This window comes from Psychrobacillus psychrodurans (genome assembly GCF_050209195.1).
Classification (GTDB): Bacteria; Bacillota; Bacilli; order Bacillales_A; family Planococcaceae; genus Psychrobacillus; species Psychrobacillus psychrodurans.
Genome location: NZ_CP189791.1, coordinates 3,078,636 through 3,099,017, shown reverse-complemented (window position 1 = coordinate 3,099,017; position 20,382 = coordinate 3,078,636). Strand labels below are relative to the sequence as shown.

General features: G+C 36.8%; 21 protein-coding genes. 17 read left to right on the top strand and 4 right to left on the bottom strand.

All coding sequences use genetic code 11. The annotated features are described in order from the left end of the window. Positions 1-34 precede the first annotated feature (34 nt). Complete coding sequence (locus ACQCPR_RS15340) at positions 35-934, bottom strand: TIGR01777 family oxidoreductase (RefSeq protein ID WP_427137445.1); 900 nt, start codon at positions 932-934, stop codon at positions 35-37. Positions 935-1,038: 104 nt separating this feature from the next. On the opposite strand from ACQCPR_RS15340, the gene recX reads away from it, so the two are divergent. The 3 genes from recX to ACQCPR_RS15325 are packed head-to-tail and all read left to right on the top strand — an operon-like array spanning position 1,039 to position 2,441. After that, on the top strand, positions 1,039-1,851 hold the full coding sequence (gene recX / locus ACQCPR_RS15335; RefSeq protein WP_090568457.1) for a recombination regulator RecX: 813 nt from the start codon (positions 1,039-1,041) through the stop codon (positions 1,849-1,851). Beyond that, the gene (locus ACQCPR_RS15330; protein ID WP_090568460.1) at positions 1,844-2,173 is read left to right on the top strand and encodes a YfhH family protein; all 330 of its coding nucleotides are present in this window, start codon (positions 1,844-1,846) and stop codon (positions 2,171-2,173) included. Before recX ends, ACQCPR_RS15330 begins: the two co-directional genes overlap by 8 nt. Position 2,174: 1 nt before the next feature. Further along, a complete protein-coding gene (locus tag ACQCPR_RS15325; RefSeq protein ID WP_090568464.1) occupies positions 2,175-2,441 on the top strand; it encodes a YfhJ family protein in 267 nt (88 codons plus the stop codon). 402 nt (positions 2,442-2,843) lie between these two features. Here ACQCPR_RS15325 and ACQCPR_RS15320 read toward each other — a convergent pair whose 3' ends face one another. Further along, positions 2,844-3,827, bottom strand: a complete 984-nt coding sequence (locus ACQCPR_RS15320) for a metal-dependent hydrolase (protein ID WP_090568469.1) — start codon at positions 3,825-3,827, stop codon at positions 2,844-2,846. 120 nt (positions 3,828-3,947) lie between these two features. Here ACQCPR_RS15320 and mutY point away from each other — a divergent pair, with 120 nt between their 5' ends. The 10 genes from mutY (at position 3,948) to nikC (ending at position 14,591) form a co-directional block, all read left to right on the top strand. Then, positions 3,948-5,012 carry an A/G-specific adenine glycosylase gene (gene mutY, locus ACQCPR_RS15315; RefSeq protein ID WP_427137444.1) on the top strand — a complete coding sequence of 355 codons (1,065 nt, stop codon included), beginning with the start codon at positions 3,948-3,950 and terminating at the stop codon, positions 5,010-5,012. A 1-nt stretch (position 5,013) separates the two neighbouring features. Further along, entirely contained in the window at positions 5,014-5,760 is a 747-nt protein-coding gene (gene fabL, locus ACQCPR_RS15310) for an enoyl-[acyl-carrier-protein] reductase FabL (RefSeq protein ID WP_427137443.1), read from the top strand. A gap of 261 nt (positions 5,761-6,021) precedes the next feature. Further along, positions 6,022-6,174: a gamma-type small acid-soluble spore protein gene (locus tag ACQCPR_RS15305; protein ID WP_241598517.1), complete on the top strand. Its 153-nt coding sequence runs from the start codon at positions 6,022-6,024 to the stop codon at positions 6,172-6,174. A gap of 265 nt (positions 6,175-6,439) precedes the next feature. Next, a complete protein-coding gene (ntdP, locus tag ACQCPR_RS15300) occupies positions 6,440-6,979 on the top strand; it encodes a nucleoside tri-diphosphate phosphatase (RefSeq protein WP_090568481.1) in 540 nt (179 codons plus the stop codon). Between the two features lie 62 nt (positions 6,980-7,041). Further along, a complete protein-coding gene (locus ACQCPR_RS15295; RefSeq protein WP_427137442.1) occupies positions 7,042-8,793 on the top strand; it encodes an ABC transporter ATP-binding protein in 1,752 nt (583 codons plus the stop codon). Between the two features lie 179 nt (positions 8,794-8,972). After that, a complete protein-coding gene (locus ACQCPR_RS15290) occupies positions 8,973-9,992 on the top strand; it encodes an ABC transporter ATP-binding protein (RefSeq protein WP_093495065.1) in 1,020 nt (339 codons plus the stop codon). Then, positions 9,967-10,950: an ABC transporter ATP-binding protein gene (locus tag ACQCPR_RS15285; protein WP_090568490.1), complete on the top strand. Its 984-nt coding sequence runs from the start codon at positions 9,967-9,969 to the stop codon at positions 10,948-10,950. Before ACQCPR_RS15290 ends, ACQCPR_RS15285 begins: the two co-directional genes overlap by 26 nt. A 25-nt stretch (positions 10,951-10,975) precedes the next feature. Next, entirely contained in the window at positions 10,976-12,604 is a 1,629-nt protein-coding gene (locus ACQCPR_RS15280) for an ABC transporter substrate-binding protein (RefSeq protein ID WP_427137441.1), read from the top strand. A 68-nt stretch (positions 12,605-12,672) separates the two neighbouring features. Further along, complete coding sequence (locus ACQCPR_RS15275; protein WP_090568499.1) at positions 12,673-13,677, top strand: ABC transporter permease; 1,005 nt, start codon at positions 12,673-12,675, stop codon at positions 13,675-13,677. A 14-nt stretch (positions 13,678-13,691) separates the two neighbouring features. Then, positions 13,692-14,591, top strand: coding sequence for a nickel transporter permease (gene nikC, locus ACQCPR_RS15270; RefSeq protein WP_090568504.1), 900 nt, complete (start codon positions 13,692-13,694; stop codon positions 14,589-14,591). A 235-nt stretch (positions 14,592-14,826) separates the two neighbouring features. Here nikC and ACQCPR_RS15265 read toward each other — a convergent pair whose 3' ends face one another. Next, entirely contained in the window at positions 14,827-15,909 is a 1,083-nt protein-coding gene (locus ACQCPR_RS15265; protein WP_090568508.1) for an FUSC family protein, read from the bottom strand. 38 nt (positions 15,910-15,947) lie between these two features. Next, a complete protein-coding gene (locus ACQCPR_RS15260) occupies positions 15,948-17,234 on the bottom strand; it encodes a glutamate-1-semialdehyde 2,1-aminomutase (protein WP_093495061.1) in 1,287 nt (428 codons plus the stop codon). A gap of 176 nt (positions 17,235-17,410) precedes the next feature. Here ACQCPR_RS15260 and bcp point away from each other — a divergent pair, with 176 nt between their 5' ends. The 4 genes from bcp to ACQCPR_RS15240 all read left to right on the top strand — a co-directional run bounded on the left by bcp (position 17,411) and on the right by ACQCPR_RS15240 (position 20,296). Then, positions 17,411-17,893, top strand: coding sequence for a thioredoxin-dependent thiol peroxidase (gene bcp / locus ACQCPR_RS15255; protein WP_090568515.1), 483 nt, complete (start codon positions 17,411-17,413; stop codon positions 17,891-17,893). A gap of 2 nt (positions 17,894-17,895) precedes the next feature. Then, a complete protein-coding gene (locus ACQCPR_RS15250; RefSeq protein WP_340930506.1) occupies positions 17,896-18,837 on the top strand; it encodes a D-2-hydroxyacid dehydrogenase in 942 nt (313 codons plus the stop codon). A 113-nt stretch (positions 18,838-18,950) separates the two neighbouring features. Then, positions 18,951-19,394 carry a peroxide-responsive transcriptional repressor PerR gene (gene perR, locus ACQCPR_RS15245; RefSeq protein WP_139176021.1) on the top strand — a complete coding sequence of 148 codons (444 nt, stop codon included), beginning with the start codon at positions 18,951-18,953 and terminating at the stop codon, positions 19,392-19,394. A 344-nt stretch (positions 19,395-19,738) separates the two neighbouring features. Continuing rightward, positions 19,739-20,296 carry a GNAT family N-acetyltransferase gene (locus ACQCPR_RS15240; protein ID WP_427137440.1) on the top strand — a complete coding sequence of 186 codons (558 nt, stop codon included), beginning with the start codon at positions 19,739-19,741 and terminating at the stop codon, positions 20,294-20,296. Positions 20,297-20,382 lie beyond the last annotated feature (86 nt).

Here is a 20,382-nt window from a genome sequence, read left to right as displayed (position 1 = left end):
TTTTTAGTAGGTTGCGCCAATGGGAGTTAGTTATTCACTTATAAATATCATGCAATGCACTTTCCAAATTTGGGAAATAGAACGAATAACCTTCTTCTAATAATACTTGTGGGATAACATGCTGACCTTCTAACACGAGTTGGCTTTTTTCTCCTAATGCAAATTTTAAAGCGAAGGATGGAATAGGGAAATAATTTGGCCTTTTTAATATGGCAGCTAAAGTTTCTCCAAAATCCTTCATCTTTTTTGCGTGTGGTGCTGTGAGATTGAATGGACCATTAATAGGATTCTCTATTGCAAAAAGTAATGCACCTGCTACATCTTTTACATGTACCCAAGACATCCAATTATCTCCGGTCCCAACTGGTCCACCAACAAATAACTTATAAGGTAGCGCCATCAATGGAAGTGCACCTTCTGATTTTCCTAAAATAATTCCAAATCTGCCGTAAGCAACCCGAATCTGAAGCTTGTTAGCACCTTGAGCTTTAAGTTCCCAATCTCGAACTGTGCGAGCCAGGAAGTCTGTTCCAATTTCATTGTTCTTTTCGGTGTATCTCGCACTAAGAGAGGCTGGATAGATACCAATTGCACTCGCATTTACTAGAACTTTTGGTTTTACAGTTAAAGCATTTAGAATTCGGAGCACTTCATCTGTCGTTTTCATCCGACTATCGTAAATTTTCTGTTTTTGTAATTCTGTCCAACGTCCATTATTAATGGACTCACCAGCTAAATTTACAAAAGCATCGACGCCTTCTAACTGCTTTTCGGGATTTGCATTTTCCGAAAGCCACTGTACATAAGTTATGCCACGTTCTGTATTATCTTGTTTTGACCGAGTTAGAATAAATACTTCATGTCCTTTTTGTAAAAGTAAATCTGTTAGTTCTCTTCCTACAAAGCCAGTTCCGCCAGTAATTGCGATTTTCATTTGTCTTCAGCCTCCTTCTTAGCATTATCATAACAGTTCAATCATTTATCACCAACCAACTTATCGGTTATAATTGAGGAGTAGAGAAATGGAGAGATTTATATATGCCGGTTATTACTAAAATTGCACGACAAAAAAACAATAACGAACGGTATAATTTATATTTGGATGAAAAGTATGCATTTAGTTTAGATGAAGCAGTACTGATCAAATATCAACTATCTAAAGGAAAAGTTATCGAAGAATTTACATTAGATGAAATTGTTTTTGATGATGAAGTTAGAAAGGCATTTAATAAAGCAATTAACTTTTTAAGCTATCGTATGAGAAGTGAGCATGAAGTAAAACAGAAACTTCTGCAAAATGAGTTTGGCGAAGCTGTCATACTAGAAGCAATTCGTAAGTTATATGAGTTTGGCTTTCTAAATGATGAAAGCTTTACAAAAGCATTAGTGGAAACTCAAAAGAGAAACAGTAAAAAAGGGCCTACTGCAATTCGTCAGGAATTAAAGAAAAAGGGAATTGAAAAAGATTTACAAGAGAAAGTACTAGGTGACTATTCAGAAGAAGAACAAGTAGGTATCGCGGTGACTTTGGCAGAGAAGATTATCAAACAAAGTCAAGATAAGACACCAAGACAAATTAAACAAAAGGTTCAAGATACACTGCAAAGAAAAGGATATAATTTTACTATAATCTCCCAAGCCCTTTCTGCCTTCGAATTAGAAAAAAACGAAGAGGAATGGATCGAAATTATTGCTACCCAGGGAGATAAAATTTGGCGGAAATATGCCTCGAAATATAATGGGAATGATTTACGAAGACGTGTAAAGCAAGCGTTGTATCAGAAAGGATTCCCAGCAGAACAAATAGATCTTTATATTGAAAAAAAGGAGTTGGAAGACCAGGATGAGTGAGAAAAAATATAGTGATATGACTGTTCCAGAACTACGAACAGAGATTGGCAATTTGAAAGAAAAATCACGTAAAGCTGAACAACTAGGTATGGTAAATGAGTACGCAGTGTATGAAAGAAAAGCATTGATGGCCCAAGCCTTTTTAATAGACCCTGCTACTATTAAACAAGGAGAGATGTATCGTATAGTTGGAGATCCAGGAGTGTTTTTTCAAGTGGAATACTTGAAGGGTAGATTTGCATGGGGGTATAGATTAGGCGGAGATAAATATGAGGAAGCCTTACCAATCTCGATGTTAGAATCCTTAGAGGAAGGAAAATAGTATGCAAACAAAAATAGATGAATTAACTTTCGCACTAATTGAGAAGAATGATAAATTATCTGCAGCAAAAGCAAGAGCGTGGATAGAGCTTCTATGGTCAGATTTTGAATCCTCGTATGCAAAGGCCGGATATGATTATAAAGGTGCTGCTGTCACGGAAATGGTCATTAGAAAATGGATAGACGGCTATGGGGAGCAGTTGCATGAATTTGCAAACACGAATGAGAAGTATAAGCATTTATTAGAAACCGATGACTTTACCAATTAAAAACGCTAGGAAATACACCCTAGCGTTTTTCTTACGGATTAAGTATATTAATATTCAGTATGAATATTGGTTTTACAGAACTTTTAAGAATGAATAATGCTACTTATTTCCGTTTCAGGTGGACGCTTTCCGTGGAGTGAGCAATGAGCTATCACCGTCGCTACGCGCCGCGGTGATAGCTCATCTGTCTCACTCGTCCCACTGGAGTCGCCACCAACTCCAGTGGGAATAGCGCGAGCTGAAGACCCTGGACAGAGCGTAGCGAAAATCTTTTTTGCGACGAGCTTGCGCAGGAGCAAGGGAAGCGGCTGAAGCCGTGCCCACGGAAAGCGTCCGCTCGGAGCGGAAATCAACGGTATATCTACGTTTCGAAATAAGTGAAAAGTAAAAATTTACTTACTGTTAGTTATGTGGCATGAAATCTAACTTTTTGTGTAGCTTGTCTTCACTAAAAATCCAACCAGTGTAGGAATTAACTATTTCTAGGTCCTCATTCAAGTGGGCTACAGCTACAAATGGATAATAGTCATTACTACGATATCGAAGATCAATTAACCTTACTTCATAAATATGATCAAATTCAGTGATCTCCCATCGATATATAGGAGAAAACGAAGTAAAGGCACTTAAGTTTTTATCCTTTAATGCTGCTTTTACTAAATCAGATTCGGGAAGCGGTTTACGTTCGAACTTATCATAAATAGTGATGGATCTACCATATGCTCGTCCGACATAATGATGTGTTTTTGAAATTGCGGCTACTCTCCATTGTAGAAATTTCATCGTTGGTGCGACGATAATTTCATCTGCATCGGGAATAGTATGCTTTACAGAATTTTTTACGGCATGCTGTACAGCAAAACGTGAAATATAGTAGACGACTATAATGGCGTACATAGTAAGAAAGGTTGGAACAGGATTTAAGCCAAACATCCAAAGCAGTAGACCAACCACATGAATGCCAAATATAATCGGATCAAATGTATTAATAACCCCTAATGCAACCCATTTCCTTGAAAATGGTCTTAATGCTTGAGTTCCATAGGAATTAAATATATCAACAAAAACATGCACAAACACTGCTAAAAAGGTCCATAACCATAGATGCAGCAAATTGGCTTCTGGCAAAATAAGCCATAACACACCTGCTATTAGGATTGGCCATAAAATAACGGCAGGAATGGAGTGGGTAATCCCGCGATGATGTCGAATATAAACAGCATTATTACGTAATTTCAGAACAGTATCTATATCAGGGGCTTGTGAGCCTATGATTGTACCTGCTATTACTGCAGTCGTTGTAAGAGTACTACCAGCAACTACGGGGTCAATAAGAGATAGACCACCTAGTGCAATACCCATAACGACATGTGTACCTGTGTCCATACAACCAACTCCTTTAGGATTACAACTAACTACATCTTAAAATAGATTTCTTAAAAAACAAAGACACTACTATTCATATACCCATATTTATTGTCAATAATCGCAAGGAAGGATTTTACAGTGAACGAATTATATAAAGAGCAGGTTAGAGATTCTTTAGTTTCATGGTTTTTAGAAGAAAAACGTGATTTACCTTGGAGAAACACAACGGACCCATATAAGATTTGGGTTTCCGAAGTTATGCTTCAACAGACTAAGGTAGATACGGTTATTCCTTATTATGAAAGATTTATCGCAAAATATCCTTCGCTTGAATCACTAGCTTACGCAGACGAAGGTGAGTTATTAAAAGAATGGGAAGGACTGGGATATTATTCACGTGCTCGTAACCTTCAGACTGGAGTTAAAGAAGTCGTAGAACAATATGGAAGTGTTGTTCCGTCTACCAGAAAAGAAATTTCCAAGTTAAAAGGTGTAGGTCCATACACAGCTGGTGCTGTTCTTAGTATTGCTTATGGAGTCCCAGAACATGCTGTAGATGGAAATGTCATGCGTGTACTTTCTCGACTTTTATTAATAAAAGAAGATATTGCGAAACCGAAAACAAAGAAAATATTTGAAGAGGCAGTGATGGATTTAATCGATTCTGAAAATCCTTCTGCATTCAACCAAGGACTTATGGAGCTCGGTGCAATAATTTGTACACCGACTAAACCAAAGTGCTTATTATGTCCTGTACGAGAAAACTGCACTGCATTTTTTGAGGGCATACAGGATGAACTACCAGTAAAAACAATCCAAAAGAAGACGAAAATACATAAAGTAAAAACGGTCGTTGTACGAAAAGGGAATGGCCAAATTTTACTGGAAAAACGACCTTCTAAAGGTTTACTCGCGAATATGTGGCAGTTTCCCATGGTAGAGCTACCAACGCCTAACCATACTGTAGAAGAGGTTGTCGAACATGATTACGGAGTAGCAATAACAAAAGGTCCGTCAATTATTGAATTTAAGCATGTTTTCTCTCATTTGGTATGGGAAATGGAAAGCTTTGAAGGAGTTTTAATAGAGGAAAAAGATCTACCATCACGATGTATTTGGTTAACTATTGAAGAAGTAAATCAACAACCAATGCCAGTTCCAATGTTAAAAATATGGAATGCTTGGAAAGAAAGGGAGATTTAAGATGACAACAAGTAAAGTTGCTTTAGTTACAGGTAGTAGCAGAGGTTTAGGGAAAGCTATTGCTATTGAACTTGCCAAAAATGGCTATGATATCGTCGTAAACTATGCGAGAAGTAAAACTGCTGCCGTTGAAACAGTAAAGGAAATAGAAGCTTTAGGAAGAAAAGCACTTCTTGTGAAGACGAATGTAGGGGATATTGAGAAGATAAGAGTCATGTTCCAAACCATCAAAGAAGAGTTTGGTCGATTAGATATTTTTGTTAGCAATGCAGCATCCGGTGTATTACGTCCTATTATGGAGCTTGAGGAGACACACTGGGACTGGACAATGAATATTAACGCAAAAGGGTTTCTCTTCGGTGCCCAAGAGGCGACAAAGTTAATGCCAGAGGGTGGTAAAATATTAGGAATCAGTTCTCTAGGATCTATTCGCTATTTAGAAAACTATACAACGGTTGGTGTATCAAAAGCTGCTATAGAGTCACTAACAAGATATTTGGCAGTAGAACTTGCTCCTAAAGGTATCGTAGTAAACACTGTTTCAGGTGGTGCACTCGACACGGATGCGCTCAAGCATTTTCCAAATCGTGAAGAATTACTAGAGGATGCACGAGTGAATACACCTGCAGGACGAATGGTAGAAATTGAAGACATGGTAAAAACTGCAATGTTCTTATTATCAGACGACGCATCCATGATTCGTGGCCAAACAATTATTGTAGATGGTGGAAGATCGATAAAAATGTAAGAGCAAGTCAAATTGATTTTCTAACTTGAATTGGTGTAATGAAGTCTCGCTATCTAAGTTGGAAGCGCAATGCAAATGTGCGTCGCAAGAGCACGAAGGGACAGAGCGACTCATTCTTGCAGGCTCATAAGCAGCGAGCTGCAGCGCGAAGCCGGGCAGAAATTTTTTTATTGCTATTATTTGATTATCAAATAGGCTCAAGTTGTATGAATAAAATTTCACTACCTGCACATGATAGTTATGTACGGAGGTGAAAAATCCATGAAGAATAACAGAAACCAGCAGAACCGAAACCAAGAGTTTGCTTCTGAAACTGATATTCAAAAAGTTAAAGAACAAAATCGTCAAGCAGAGTTGAAAAAACAACAAGCTAGCGGTGCACAAGCAAATCGTTCTTCTAACCGAACTAAATAACATGGATTCACCAAAAATCAGCGAGGGTAAAAATACCCTCGCTGATTTTTTTACTATAGTTTTTTACAGTGAATTGCTATAATAAGAAAATAAGTATAAAAATTCTAAATTTGCGCTTGACCCCGTATTAACGAGCACTAGGGCTTCCACTTAGAAAGGGAGGTATTTACCTGCTTGTAAAAACCCGAATGGTCAACTAACAATCCGTGGGAAAATAGAAAATTTCCACGGATTAAGTTTCACTTGATGAAAAGGTGGCTAAATCATGGCGATTCCAAACGAAGGAGAAACTATTCAAATTCACAGCTACAAGCATAATGGCCGAATCCACCGTGTCTGGCAAGAAACGATGGTTTTAAAAGGAACCAAAAATATTGTAATAGGGGCAAATGAACGGACACTTGTAATTGAATCGGATGGTAGAACTTGGATTACAAGAGAACCTTCTATTTGCTACTTTCATGCGGAATATTGGTTTAACATTATTTGTATGCTAAGAGAAGATGGTGTATACTATTACATCAACATGAGTTCTCCGTTTGTCTATAACAATGGAATGCTAAAGTACATTGATTATGATTTAGATGTGAAGGTATTTCCTGATATGACCTACACAATTCTAGATGAAGACGAATACGAGCAACATAAATTAGAAATGAAGTATCCAGAAGAAATTGATGGCATTCTAAATCGTAATGTTGAGAAACTCATTTCTTGGATCAAACAAAGAAGAGGTCCATTTGCACCAGATTTTATCGAGGCATGGACAAGTCGTTATCATTTTCAAAAACAGTTGAATGAGTAGTTAGAGAGAAACCTGTTGAAAACATACAACAGGTTTTTCTCATGGTAGAAAGGAGTTTTAAAATGAGTACGATGAAGAGATATATGCAATTTGTAAAACCGTATAATTTTCAAATTTTCTTAACGATAGTGATTGGGATTATTAAATTTGCAATTCCATTATTTATTCCAATTCTTATTAAGATTGTAATCGATGATATTATCGGAGCAGATTCATTAACAAATGATGAAAAACTAACTCAATTATTTTATTGGCTTGGAGGGACTGCATTAGTATTTCTAATTGTTCGTCCACCAATTGAGTATTATAGACAATATTTAGCACAGCTAGTAAGTAATAAAATATTGTTTGATATACGTAAAAAAATGTATATGCATTTACAAAAGCTAAGCTTGAAATATTATTCAAATACACGTGCTGGGGAGGTTATTTCTCGAGTTATAAACGATGTGGAGCAGACGAAAAACTTTGTCATGATTGGTTTGATGAATGTCTGGTTGGATTTAGCGACTATATTAATCGCTATTGGAATCATGTTAACAATGAATGTAAAGCTTACTTTAGTCACGTTACTTGCATTTCCATTTTATGCGTTCAGTGTAAAATACTTCTTCGGAAGGTTAAGGGACTTAACGAAGGAGCGTTCGCAAGCTTTAGCGGGGGTTCAAAGTTATTTACATGAGCGTGTACAAGGCATGAGTATTATTAAAACGTTCACGTTAGAAAAACATGAACAAAAATTATTTAATGAAACAAATGGAGAGTTTCTAGATGCAGCAGTAAAACAAACAGTTTGGAATGCAAAAGCATTTGCTGTAGTTAACACGATTACAGATATTGCGCCTTTACTCGTTATCGCTTATGCAGGGTACGAAGCTATCCACGGAAGACTTTCTGTTGGTACGATGGCTGCCTTTATTGCGTATATTGAGCGTTTATATAGCCCATTAAGACGTTTAGTCAATTCATCTACAACATTAACTCAGTCATTTGCTTCTATGGATCGTGTATTCGAACTAATGGATGAAGAGTACGATATTATCGATAAAAAAGGAGCTTCTACTTTAGGAATCTCTAGTGGTGAAGTGACATTTTCAAATGTTTCATTTCAATATGAAAAAGATGGACAGATGATTTTAGAGGGTGTCGACTTCCGTGTGAATGCTGGAGAAACAGTGGCTTTTGTAGGTATGAGCGGTGGAGGAAAGTCAACTATTATTAGCTTAATACCTCGGTTTTATGATGTCACTTCTGGACAAGTACTAATTGATGGTAAAGATGTTCGAGATATCACTATTGAATCGTTAAGAAAGCAGATTGGTATAGTGCTTCAAGATAATATACTTTTTAGTGACTCAGTCAAATCTAATATTTTAATGGGAAAACCAGATGCTACAGATGAAGAGGTAATGGAAGCAGCAAAAGCTGCAAATGCACATGACTTTATCATGGAACTACCGGGTGGATATGATACTAAAGTTGGGGAACGTGGAGTGAAGCTATCAGGAGGTCAAAAGCAACGAGTTGCTATAGCACGAGTATTTTTAAAAAATCCACCTATTTTAGTTCTAGATGAAGCAACTTCTGCATTAGATTTAGAGAGTGAATCTTTAATACAGGATTCATTAGAGAGACTAGCTTCAAATCGTACGACCATTATTGTAGCTCACCGTTTATCTACTATTACTCATGCAGATAATATATTTGTTATTGAAAATGGTAAAGTAATGGAGCACGGTTCACATTCCCAATTAATGAAACAAAGAAATATTTATCATAATTTATTCCAAATCCAACAACTTGATAAAGAATAGTTATTCAAACATCTTATAAGTGTTTCTACAGCTTATAAGGTGTTTTTTTCGAACTTAAGAATATAGCACAGTCTTGTGATTTTTCAGAAAAGTATTGCATGTATGAATTTTTTGTGTAAAATATCATTTATAGTATATAAGTTAGAAGATTTGTAATTTTTGTGAAAAGAGGGAACATCATGGGAGAACGACAAACAATTTTAGAAGTGAAAGATCTTCAAACGTCCTTTTTCACAGATGATGGTGTTATTCCATCCGTAGATCATATTGATTTTCATGTTAGAGAAGGCGAAATTTTAGGCATTGTTGGGGAATCAGGTTGTGGAAAAAGTGTGACATCTCTTTCTATTATGGGACTAGTTCCTAGTCCACCTGGAAAAATTACTAGCGGTCAAATATTGTTTGAAGGTAAAGACTTAACAAAGTTTTCGGAAAAAGAAATGCGTAAAGTTCGTGGAAACGATGTTGCGATGATTTTCCAAGAGCCGATGACATCTTTAAATCCTTTGTTTACAATAGGAAATCAATTGCTAGAGGCGATTACCTTACATAAGAAAGACTGGAATAAAAAGAAAGCACATGCAAGAGCTGTGGAAATGTTAAAACTAGTTGGCTTACCGAGAGCAGAAGAGCTTATGAACGACTATCCACATCAGCTCTCCGGTGGAATGAGACAAAGAGTAATGATTGCTATGGCCTTAGTCTGTGATCCAAAGCTTTTAATAGCTGATGAACCTACTACAGCTTTAGATGTAACAATTCAAGCTCAAATACTAAAGTTAATGCGTGAGTTAAATGAACGTCTCAACACAGCAGTAATTTTAATAACGCATGATTTAGGGGTAGTGGCTGAAACTTGTGAAAGAGTTGTAGTAATGTATGCAGGAAAAGTAGTAGAAGAGGGAACTGTTGATACAATTTTCAACAACCCTCAGCATCCGTATACAAAAGGGTTAATCGCTTCTGTTCCAGATATGCGTTATAAAAAACAAAGACTTTACTCTATTCCTGGTAGTGTTCCAAAACCTGGATCTATCAATCAAGGCTGCAGGTTTGCTGCCCGCTGTGAATTTGTATTTGGAAGATGCACGGAGGAAAATCCTCCACTATACGAAACAACGGAAGGTCATAAAACAAGATGCTTCTTATACGATGAGAAGGAGGTTTTGGCAGATGACAGAGCCGCTGTTAAAAGTTGAAGGTTTAAAAAAGTACTTTCCAGTCCGTTCAGGATTGTTAGGAAAGCATACGGGGAATGTGAAAGCTGTTGATGATATTTCTTTTTTTGTAAATGAAGGGGAAACCTTGGGCATTGTTGGTGAATCTGGATGTGGTAAATCTACCACTGGCAGAATGCTTATGAGATTACTAGAACCTACTGAAGGAAAAGTGACATTTAACGGCAAAGAGTTAACGAATATTTCCAAGGATGAAATGAGAAAGGCTAGACGTGAAATTCAAATGGTATTCCAAGATCCATACGCATCTTTGAATCCTCGTCATACGATTGAAAAGATTTTAATGGAGCCTTTAATTGTTCATAATATTGGAGACCCAAAAAGTCGGAAAAAGAAAGTACATGACTTTCTAGAAATCGTTGGTTTAAGTAGCTACCATGCAAAACGTTATCCACATCAGTTTAGTGGAGGACAACGTCAGCGGATAGGAATTGCGAGGGCTTTGATGACTAATCCGAAGTTAATAATAGCGGATGAGCCAGTATCTGCTCTCGATGTTTCGATACAGGCGCAGGTTTTAAATCTCATGCAAGATTTACAGAAAGAGCTAAAGCTAACCTATATATTTATAGCACATGATTTAGGAGTAGTTCGTCATATCAGTGATCGTGTAGGGGTAATGTACTTGGGTAGAATGGTAGAACTCGCTACAAGTGAATCAATGTATGCTGAACCCTTACATCCTTATACAAAAGCTTTGCTTTCTGCGGTACCGGTTCCAGATCCAGAATTTAAACGTGAACAAATTATTTTAGAAGGAGACATTCCAAGTCCCTCAAATCCACCTACTGGGTGTACCTTCCATACAAGATGTCCTTTTAAAATGGATATTTGTGCGAAGGATGTTCCACAATTACAAGAAGCTAAAACTGGTCATTTTGTTGCGTGCCATTTATACAATGAGCAACTGCAACATTGATAATAAATATTATGGAGGGGTCCAAATGAGTAAATCGAAATTATGGTCATTTTTGCTACTGATGTTCGTTGCACTTACTGTAGTACTTGCTGCGTGTTCATCTGACGATTCATCAGACGGCGATACAAAAAAAGATAATGACGAGGGCACGACAGAAACTGCTGAAGAAAAAGTATTAGTCTTCGGTCGTGGGGGTGACTCGGTTACACTAGATCCAGCAGGTGCTACGGATGGTGAATCGTTTAAAGTTACACAAAACGTATTAGAAACACTATTGAACTTTGGTGAACAAGATACAACTATCAATGAAGGGTTAGCTACAAAATGGGAGCCATCTGAGGATGGACTTACTTATACATTCACACTTCGTGAAGGAGTAAAGTTCCATGATGGAACAGACTTCAACGCAGAAGCAGTAGTGAAAAACTTTGAACGTTGGGCAAATGGTTCCGAAGATCTTTTCCCGTATTATAAGTCTATGTTTGGAGGATTTGCTGGTGACGAAAGCCGCGTAATTGATTCAGTTACTGCTGAAGGAGATTACACAGTAATCTTTAAGCTTACTCGTGCTCAAGCACCTTTCTTAAAAAATATTGCAATGAGTCCTTTTGCAATTGCAAGTCCGACTGCATTTGAAGCAGCTGGTGACAAATTTGGTGATAGCCCAGTTGGTACTGGACCATTCAAATTTGTAGAATGGAAACGCAATGATTCTATTACTATTGAAAAGAATGAAGAGTATTGGAATTCAGAAGAGCCTAAATTGGATAAAGTTGTTTTTAAAGCAATTCCAGATAACTCTGCTCGTTTGAATTCTCTATTAAATGGAGAAATAGACTTAGCTGATGGAGTAAATCCTTCAGATGGAACTACAGTTGAATCAGAAACCGCGTTACAATTGTTCGAGCGTCCATCTATGAATGTTGGATACCTTGGTTTAACAAGCACTCGTCCACCATTTGATAATCAAAAAGTTCGTCAAGCTGTAAACTATGCAATTGATAAACAAGCGATTGTTGATGCTTTCTTTGAAGGCCGTGCAGAAGTAGCCAAAAATCCTATGCCATCAACAATCAGCGGATACAATGATGATATTCCTGGATACGAATATGATCCAGAAAAAGCGAAGCAATTATTATCAGAAGCTGGTTTTGCAGACGGATTTGAAATGGAACTATGGGCAATGCCTGTTCCACGTCCATATATGCCAGATGGAGCAAAAGTTGCAGAAGCTATCCAAAAGAACTTAGCTGATGTTGGCATAACTGCTAATATCGTATCTTATGAATGGGCTACTTATTTAGAAAAAGCTAAAAATGGAGAAGCAGATGCATTCTTATTAGGTTGGACAGGTGATAATGGAGATGCAGATAACTTCATCTATGTGTTACTTGACGAAGATAATATCGGAAGCAATAACTATAGCTACTACAGTAACGAAGAGACACATAAGCTTTTAATCGAAGCACAAACAGAAGTAGACGAAGAGAAACGTAATGAACTATATAAACAAGCGCAAGAGATTATTTTTGAGGATGCTCCATGGGTTCCACTTGCCCACTCGACACCTTTACTAGCGGGAGATGCAGAAATAACTAATTTCTTCCCACATCCAACTGGTTCTGATAGATTAAACAAGGTCGACTTTAAGTAATATGCTTAAGGGGGGAGGTCTTCGTGATTTCTCCCCTTTCTTTATTTTAAATTAGAGAGGTGAAGAAAATGCTTCACTATATCGGTAAACGTTTACTACAATTGATACCCGTATTACTTGGTATGACATTTGTTGTATTCATGATCATACGAGCAATTCCTGGTAATCCAGCTCAAGTAATTTTAGGACAATTAGCATCTAAAGAAGCGATAGAAGCATTGGAGATTAAACTAGGCTTAAATGAGCCTTGGTATACACAATACTTTGACTACTTAATCGGTCTCTTTAAAGGTGATTTGGGTGAATCTATGCGAACGGTTCAACCTGTTGCTGAAGAGATTTGGCCATATTTAGCTGCAACAATGGAGCTAGCTTTCTTTGCAATTATTATAGCCGTAATTATTGGAGTGAATGCAGGTATTATATCTGCTTGGTTCCAAAATTCTTGGTTTGATTATATGGCAATGATTTTAGCGCTAATTGGTGTATCTATGCCAATCTTCTGGTTAGGTTTGATGGAACAATGGATTTTTGGTGTTGAATTGCAATGGCTTCCAACGACTGGTCGAGAAGAGGTACGGGATCCCATTAATTCCATCACTAGCTTGTATATTGTCGATACAATTATACAGGGAAGATTCGATCAACTTGGTACTGTATTAAAGCATCTAGTGCTACCAGGTATTGCATTAGCTACAATTCCAATGGCAATTATTGCACGTATGACTAGATCGAGTATGCTGGAAGTAATGAGAGCAGATTATGTTCGTACTGCTAGAGCAAAAGGTCAGAAAATGTTTTTTGTTGTATATAAACATGCATTAAAAAATGCAATCATACCGGTATTAACTGTAATTGGTCTGCAAACTGGACTCTTACTTGGAGGCGCTATTTTAACAGAGACTATATTTGGCTGGCCGGGAATCGGACGGTATATATACGAAGCTATTTCGTTCCGTGATTATCCTGTTATTCAGTCTGGTATACTGGTTGTCGCTTTTATATTTGTAATGATTAATTTATTCGTAGATATTTTGTATGGGTTAGTAGATCCGAGGATCAAATATGATTAAAAGGAGGAATAGATATGTCCGAAATGGTTCCGAATTCGACAAATGATCAAGTAATAGCACCTAAAGAAACGTCGACCGGTCCTTGGCGAGATGCATGGCGAAGTTTCCGTAAAAATAAAGGAGCACTTGCAGGAGCAGGGATTGTCTTATTCTTCGTATTTTTAGCATTTGTTGGTCCTTGGCTTGCACCACAAGGTATTAATGAGCAGCTTTTAACTGATCGCTTAAAACCACCATCTGGTCAGTACTGGTTCGGTACGGATGATTTTGGTCGGGATATATTTTCTCGGATTATTCATGGAGCTAGAATTTCTTTAGTAGTAGGATTTTTCTCGGTTATTGGTTCTGTAGTAGTCGGTAGTATTTTAGGTATTGTTGCAGGTTACTATGGGAAATGGATAGACATGATTATTTCAAGAATTTTTGATATTATGCTAGCTTTTCCAAGTATACTATTAGCAATTGCAGTAGTATCTGTTTTAGGGCCATCTTTACAAAATGCATTGATCGCTATTGCGATTATTAATATCCCTAACTTTGGTCGACTAATACGTTCGAAGGTTCTAAGTATAAAAGAAGAGGAGTACATAACATCTGCTAAAGCTATTGGGATGAGAGATATTCGAATTTTATTTTCTCATATTTTACCTAATTCAATGGCACCGGTTATTGTTGCAGGTACACTTGCAATTGCATCCGCCATTATTGAAGCAGCAGCATTAGGGTTCTTAGGGCTGGGTGCTCAGGCACCAGCTCCTGAATGGGGAAAAATGCTTGCGGATGCTCGTATGTATTTAAGAAATGCTCCGTGGACAATGATTTTCCCAGGACTGGCAATAATGTTAACAGTAGTAGGATTTAACTTGATGGGTGATGGACTCCGAGATGCACTAGATCCTAAGATGAAAAATTAAAATGATGCCACTTAGTATATTTGCTAAGTGGCATGTTTTATTAAAAAAACTATAAAATTTTGTTAACTGGACAGGCAAGACTCATAAGATTTCGTGAAAAGAGAGGCAAGTTGTGACGTTAGTCACGACCAGCCTCTCTTAAAAATCAATTAGTAAAAATATAGCCAAAAATCTGTCCGAAGCCTTTCGTAGACGATAAAAACAGGCTTTAAACTAAATGGATGCTTGCCATTTCTTAATAAGGTGTTTCTTCAATCTGAACAGTTAGTTCTTCACTATGAAAGTTTTGATATGATGTGATCAGTTTATCCACATGTTCTAATTGTTCTTCATATTTTAAAATAGCTGATAGTAAATGTAAGAGGTGGTAGGAGGAAAACTCTTCTTCCATTTGCGTAATGGTAATTTGCTTGACGAAAATATCCATTACCTCTTGTCTTTGTAAAAATGCCTCCGAGTCGTTCTCCTCAATATGCTCCGGTCTTAATTTACCAATGAATTTTAAATGAAGCTGTTCATGATAGGTTAAAAGAGTATCCAATCTTTCCTTTATCATCATCCGAAAATGTTCTGGTAGATCAGTTAATTCATGCTCATGGTGATGTAATTTTTTGAGTACGTCTAAGCTTTTATAAGAAGTGGATATTAACTCGCGGTAAACAACTAATTTTCTACCCTTAGTGTGATTTGCTTTTTTTGTATACCCACGTTCTTCTTTAAAGAAAGAGTATAATTGATCGACTCTAACAAGTCTTTCCTTTAATTGATGAATTGTTTGTTTGGTTGATTGATGATCTGACGCCTGTCTAACAGCTATTCGTAGCCAACGGATTATTTCATCCTGCGTAAAGTGAATGGCATTGAAAAGTTTCTTTTCAAACTTAGGTGGCAAAAATACCAAATTCACAATAAATGCGGAGATAACTCCAACAAGCATTGCTGCAAATCGTAACAATGCAAATACTAAAAAGTCGTCTCCCTGTATTTCCATAATCGCTATAACAGTTACTAAAGCGAGTGAGATAGTTTTCTCTAGCTTTAACTTAAGCATTAGTGTTATCGCAACTATTGCTGCGAATCCAACAGCAATATAATCATTTCCAAAAACCAAGGTGAAAACGACCGCAATGACAGCCCCTATTAAATTCCCTTGAATTTGCTCGGTTACTGTTAAATAGGACCTATAAATAGAAGGTTGAATGGCGAAAATGGCTGCTATTCCTGCAAAAACAGGAGTAGGAAGCTGAAGTAATTCGGCTAAGAATAAAGAGAACACAATTGCTACCCCAGTTTTAAATATTCGTGCTCCTAATTTCATTGAATCCTATCCTTTCGTAAAAACAGTGTACCTGATTATTAGAGTTCGGCAAAGGCATTATTAACTGCCTTGAGTGTTTCGTGAATATCTCTTTCAGTATGGGCAGTTGTTATAAACCAAGCCTCATATTTAGAAGGTGCTAAGTTAATGCCTTGATTTAGCATTAGCTTAAAGAATTTCGCAAACATTTCACCGTCACTTGCTTCTGCTTGCACATAATTTTCTACCCTTACATCTGTGAAGTAAACGGATAGGGCTCCTTTAATCCGATTAATAGTAATGGTTACATTATTTTTCTTGGCAGCTTCTAGAATACCAGCCTCTAGAATTGCACCTAGTCTATCTAATTCATCATATAATCCCGGAGTTTGTAGAACCTCTAAACAAGCAATCCCTGCTTGCATTGACGCTGGGTTCCCTGCCATAGTTCCCGCTTGGTATGCAGGGCCTAGTGGTGCAACCTGTTCCATAATTTCTTTTTTGCCGCCGTAAGCACCAATCGGAAGTCCTCCACCAATTATTTTACCTAAAGCTGTTAAGTCAGGTGTTTGTTCTAACATCGTAGATGCCGCACCGTAATGGAAGCGGAATGCTGTAATTACTTCATCGTAAATGACTAATGCACCTTTGTTTTTTGCGATTTTATGAACTAGAGGAAGGAAACCTTCATTTGGCTCTACCATACCGAAGTTGCCAACGATTGGTTCTACTAAAATACACGCCAATTCCTCTCCCCATTTCTCCATTGCTTCCTCATAAGCTTTTGGATCGTTGAATGGAATAGTGATCACTTCTTTTGCGATAGACTGAGGTACCCCTGCAGAATCAGGTGTACCAAGTGTCGCTGGGCCAGAGCCAGCCGCAACTAGTACTAAATCGGAATGTCCATGATAGCAACCAGCAAATTTCATAACTTTTGTTCTACCAGTGTAGGCACGAGCAACTCGAATTGTTGTCATAACTGCCTCTGTCCCCGAGTTAACAAAACGAACTTTATCCATAGAAGGAATAGCATCCTTTAACATTTTGGCAAAGGTTACTTCATGTTTAGTTGGGGTACCATATAATAGACCTGTTTGTGCAGCTTTTGTGATGGCTTCCGTAATATGAGGATGTGCATGACCAGTAATTATAGGACCGTATGCAGCTAAATAATCGATGTATTTGTTGCCATCAACGTCATAAAAATAAGCACCTTCTGCTCTTTCCATTACGATTGGTGCTCCACCGCCTACAGCTTTATATGATCTTGATGGACTATTTACACCACCAACTATATGTTCTAATGCCTCTACTTGTATCATTTCTGATTGTGTTTGTTTCAATTTAATTGCCTCCGCTCAGTTTGTTTGCCGATAGAAAGTATACCTTTACTATCCAATTATTGTCTAGTGTATTTCTTCTTTAAGTTCTCTTTAATTGTAGACAATTATAAGGAAAAATGCTAAGAAAATTGAACATAGAGACTAACTTCGATACGATATATATAGGAGGGATTATGATGGAAAAACTAGAAGGCTTGATTGCACCTAACTTTTCGTTGAAAAATGAAAAAGGAGAAATTGTTTCATTAAAAGATTTTGCAGGAAAGAAGTATGTAGTTTTATATTTTTACCCAAAGGATGCTACACCAGGCTGCACAACAGAGGCATGTGATTTTAAAAATGCATATACGAGTTTCACTGATTTAAATGCAGTTATTCTTGGAGTTAGTGCGGATGATGAAAAGGCTCATACAAAATTTATAAATAAGCATGGCTTGCCATTTTCTCTTTTAGTAGATGATACGCATGAAGTTTCCGAAGCTTATGGAGTATGGAAGTTGAAAAAGAATTTCGGAAAAGAATATATGGGTATTGAACGTTCTACTTTTTTAATCGATCCTACAGGGACGATCGTAAAAGAATGGAATAAAGTCAAAGTCGATGGACATGTCGAGGAAGCACTACTTACATTAAGATCATTAGTGACTGAAGGGCAATAAGTATGAAAATATTGTTTTCTTTTTTACCAAAACAGGAGCAACAGGATGAATTAATAAAAAAGTTTCCAAATGCAGAATTTGTATTTCAAAAAGGTCTAAATGAAGAATTATTAAAATCATCACAAATTCTAGTTACTTATGGAGAGGACTTATATGCAAGTCATCTTGAAAAAGCTGAACAGCTAAAATGGATAATGGTTGCTTCAGCTGGACTAGAAAAAATGCCGCTACAGGAAATTGCAAATCAAGGTATTGTCGTTACTAACGTGCGTGGAATTCACAAAACACCTATGGCTGAAACAATTTTAGCTCATATACTTTCTATTAAAAAGTCACTGCCGTTAATCAATGAAAATCAGCGTAACGGGGAGTGGTCTAAGCGAGTATTCCCTAATGAATTATTAGGTTCTACTGCGATAATATTAGGCCCAGGTGCTATAGGAGGGGAAGTTGGTCGAATACTGATGGCTTTTGGGGTACATACTATTGGATGTAATAGCAGTGGACGCCCTGCTCCATTTATGGAAGAAGTAGTTACCTTTGATAAATTAAATGAAGTCTTGCCAAAAGCAGATATTGTTATTTCAATTCTACCGAGCACGACACAAACAGTTAGGCTAATCACATACGAGCATTTACAGTCTATGAAACCTACAGCGATCTTTATGAACTTTGGACGTGGAGATGTGGTGAATGAAGAATATCTAATACGTGCATTAAAAGAAGAACAAATTGCATATGCTGTTCTTGATGTATTTGAGAAAGAACCACTTACAGAGGGACACCCATTTTGGAGTATGAACAATGTTATCGTTTCTCCGCATGTCTCTAGTCATTCTTCTCAATATGTGGTGCGGGCATTGCAAATTTTTTCAAGGAATTTAAACGCTTGGTTGGATCAAAAGCCACTTGAGAATGAGATCGACTTGGAAAAAGGCTACTAATCTATGTATTTCTTTCCTAAGGATGTAATAAGTTTGACAGTTCATACATTTTTTAATTATACTTATTGTAACAATTATAATCAAAGAATGAATATGAAAAGAGGTGCATTGCGATGACGGAAGTACATTTAAGAGATGCTTTAGATACATTAAAATCGACTGGTGTACGAATTACGCCTCAACGCCATGCGATACTGGAATTTATTATCCAATCTATGTCACATCCCACAGCGGACGATATATATAAAGCACTAGAAAGTAAATTTCCTAGCATGAGTGTTGCAACGGTGTATAATAACTTACGTGTTTTTAGAGAAGCAGGACTTGTAAAAGAGTTAACCTATGGGGATTCCTCTAGTCGTTTCGATTTTGTTACAAACGATCATTATCATATGATTTGTGATACTTGTGGCAAAATAGTTGATTTTCATTACCCAGGATTAGATGAAGTAGAACATTTAGCTTCTCATTTAACTGGCTTTGAAGTAAGTTATCATCGAATGGAAATATACGGTGTTTGTCCAACATGTAAAGAACATGCAACTAAAGTCCAATAAGCAATACCGAGCGTAGATTAGATTGAGACGCTCGGTTTTTTTATTTGGCTCTGTTAAGAAAAAAGGTTAAACTTTTTTGCTACATGATGGTAAAACTAGATGCCATATTACAAAAGTTAGATGAGCAAAATTAAGTTATAACTAGATATAGTATTACTCATAACCCAGACCAATATATAGTGATGGTCTATTTTTATGTCCAATTGTCAAAGAGATTTTGGAGGTGCAATTTGAAATGTTACACTTAAACTAAAGTAGAAAGTTAGTTTAATAAGAGTAGAAGGAATTGGCAACCTCTTTATAGAAGTATTGATTCTTAGCTAGTATTTAGGGGAGGGGATTCAATGAATTTAGAAAAAATATATGGTGATTTACCAATATTAGAAACAGAACGTCTTATTCTTAGAAAAGTCACTTTAGAAGATATTGAAGATATGCATCTATATGGTTCGGATGAAGAAGTATCTAAGTATGTAACTTGGAATACCCACGAAACAATATCTGATACAACAAAATTTGTTGAATTTGTATTGAATAAATATGAAAACAAGCAGGTTTCACCGTGGGGAATTGAATACAAGGAAAATGGAAAGTTTATCGGGACTATCGATTTTGTGTGGTGGCAACCAAATCATAAAATTGCTGAAATCGGTTATGTCATTTCTAAAAACTATTGGGGAATAGGCTTAACTACTGAAGTAACAAAGGAAATCATAAAATTCGGTTTTGAGGAAATGGATTTAGTTCGTATTCAAGCAAGGTGTGATGTAGAAAATATCGGTTCAGCACGAGTAATGGAAAAAGCAGGAATGACTTTTGAAGGAATAATTAGAAATGGTATATTTGTAAAAGGAAAACATCGGGATTTAAAAATGTACTCTATATTAAAAGAAGAGTTTTAATCATTCTGTAAAAAATGGTGATAAAATTTCTTTTTCAACCACCGGGTGCTTTATTTCAAGTAGGAGTAAAGCCTTTTTTCTTATTG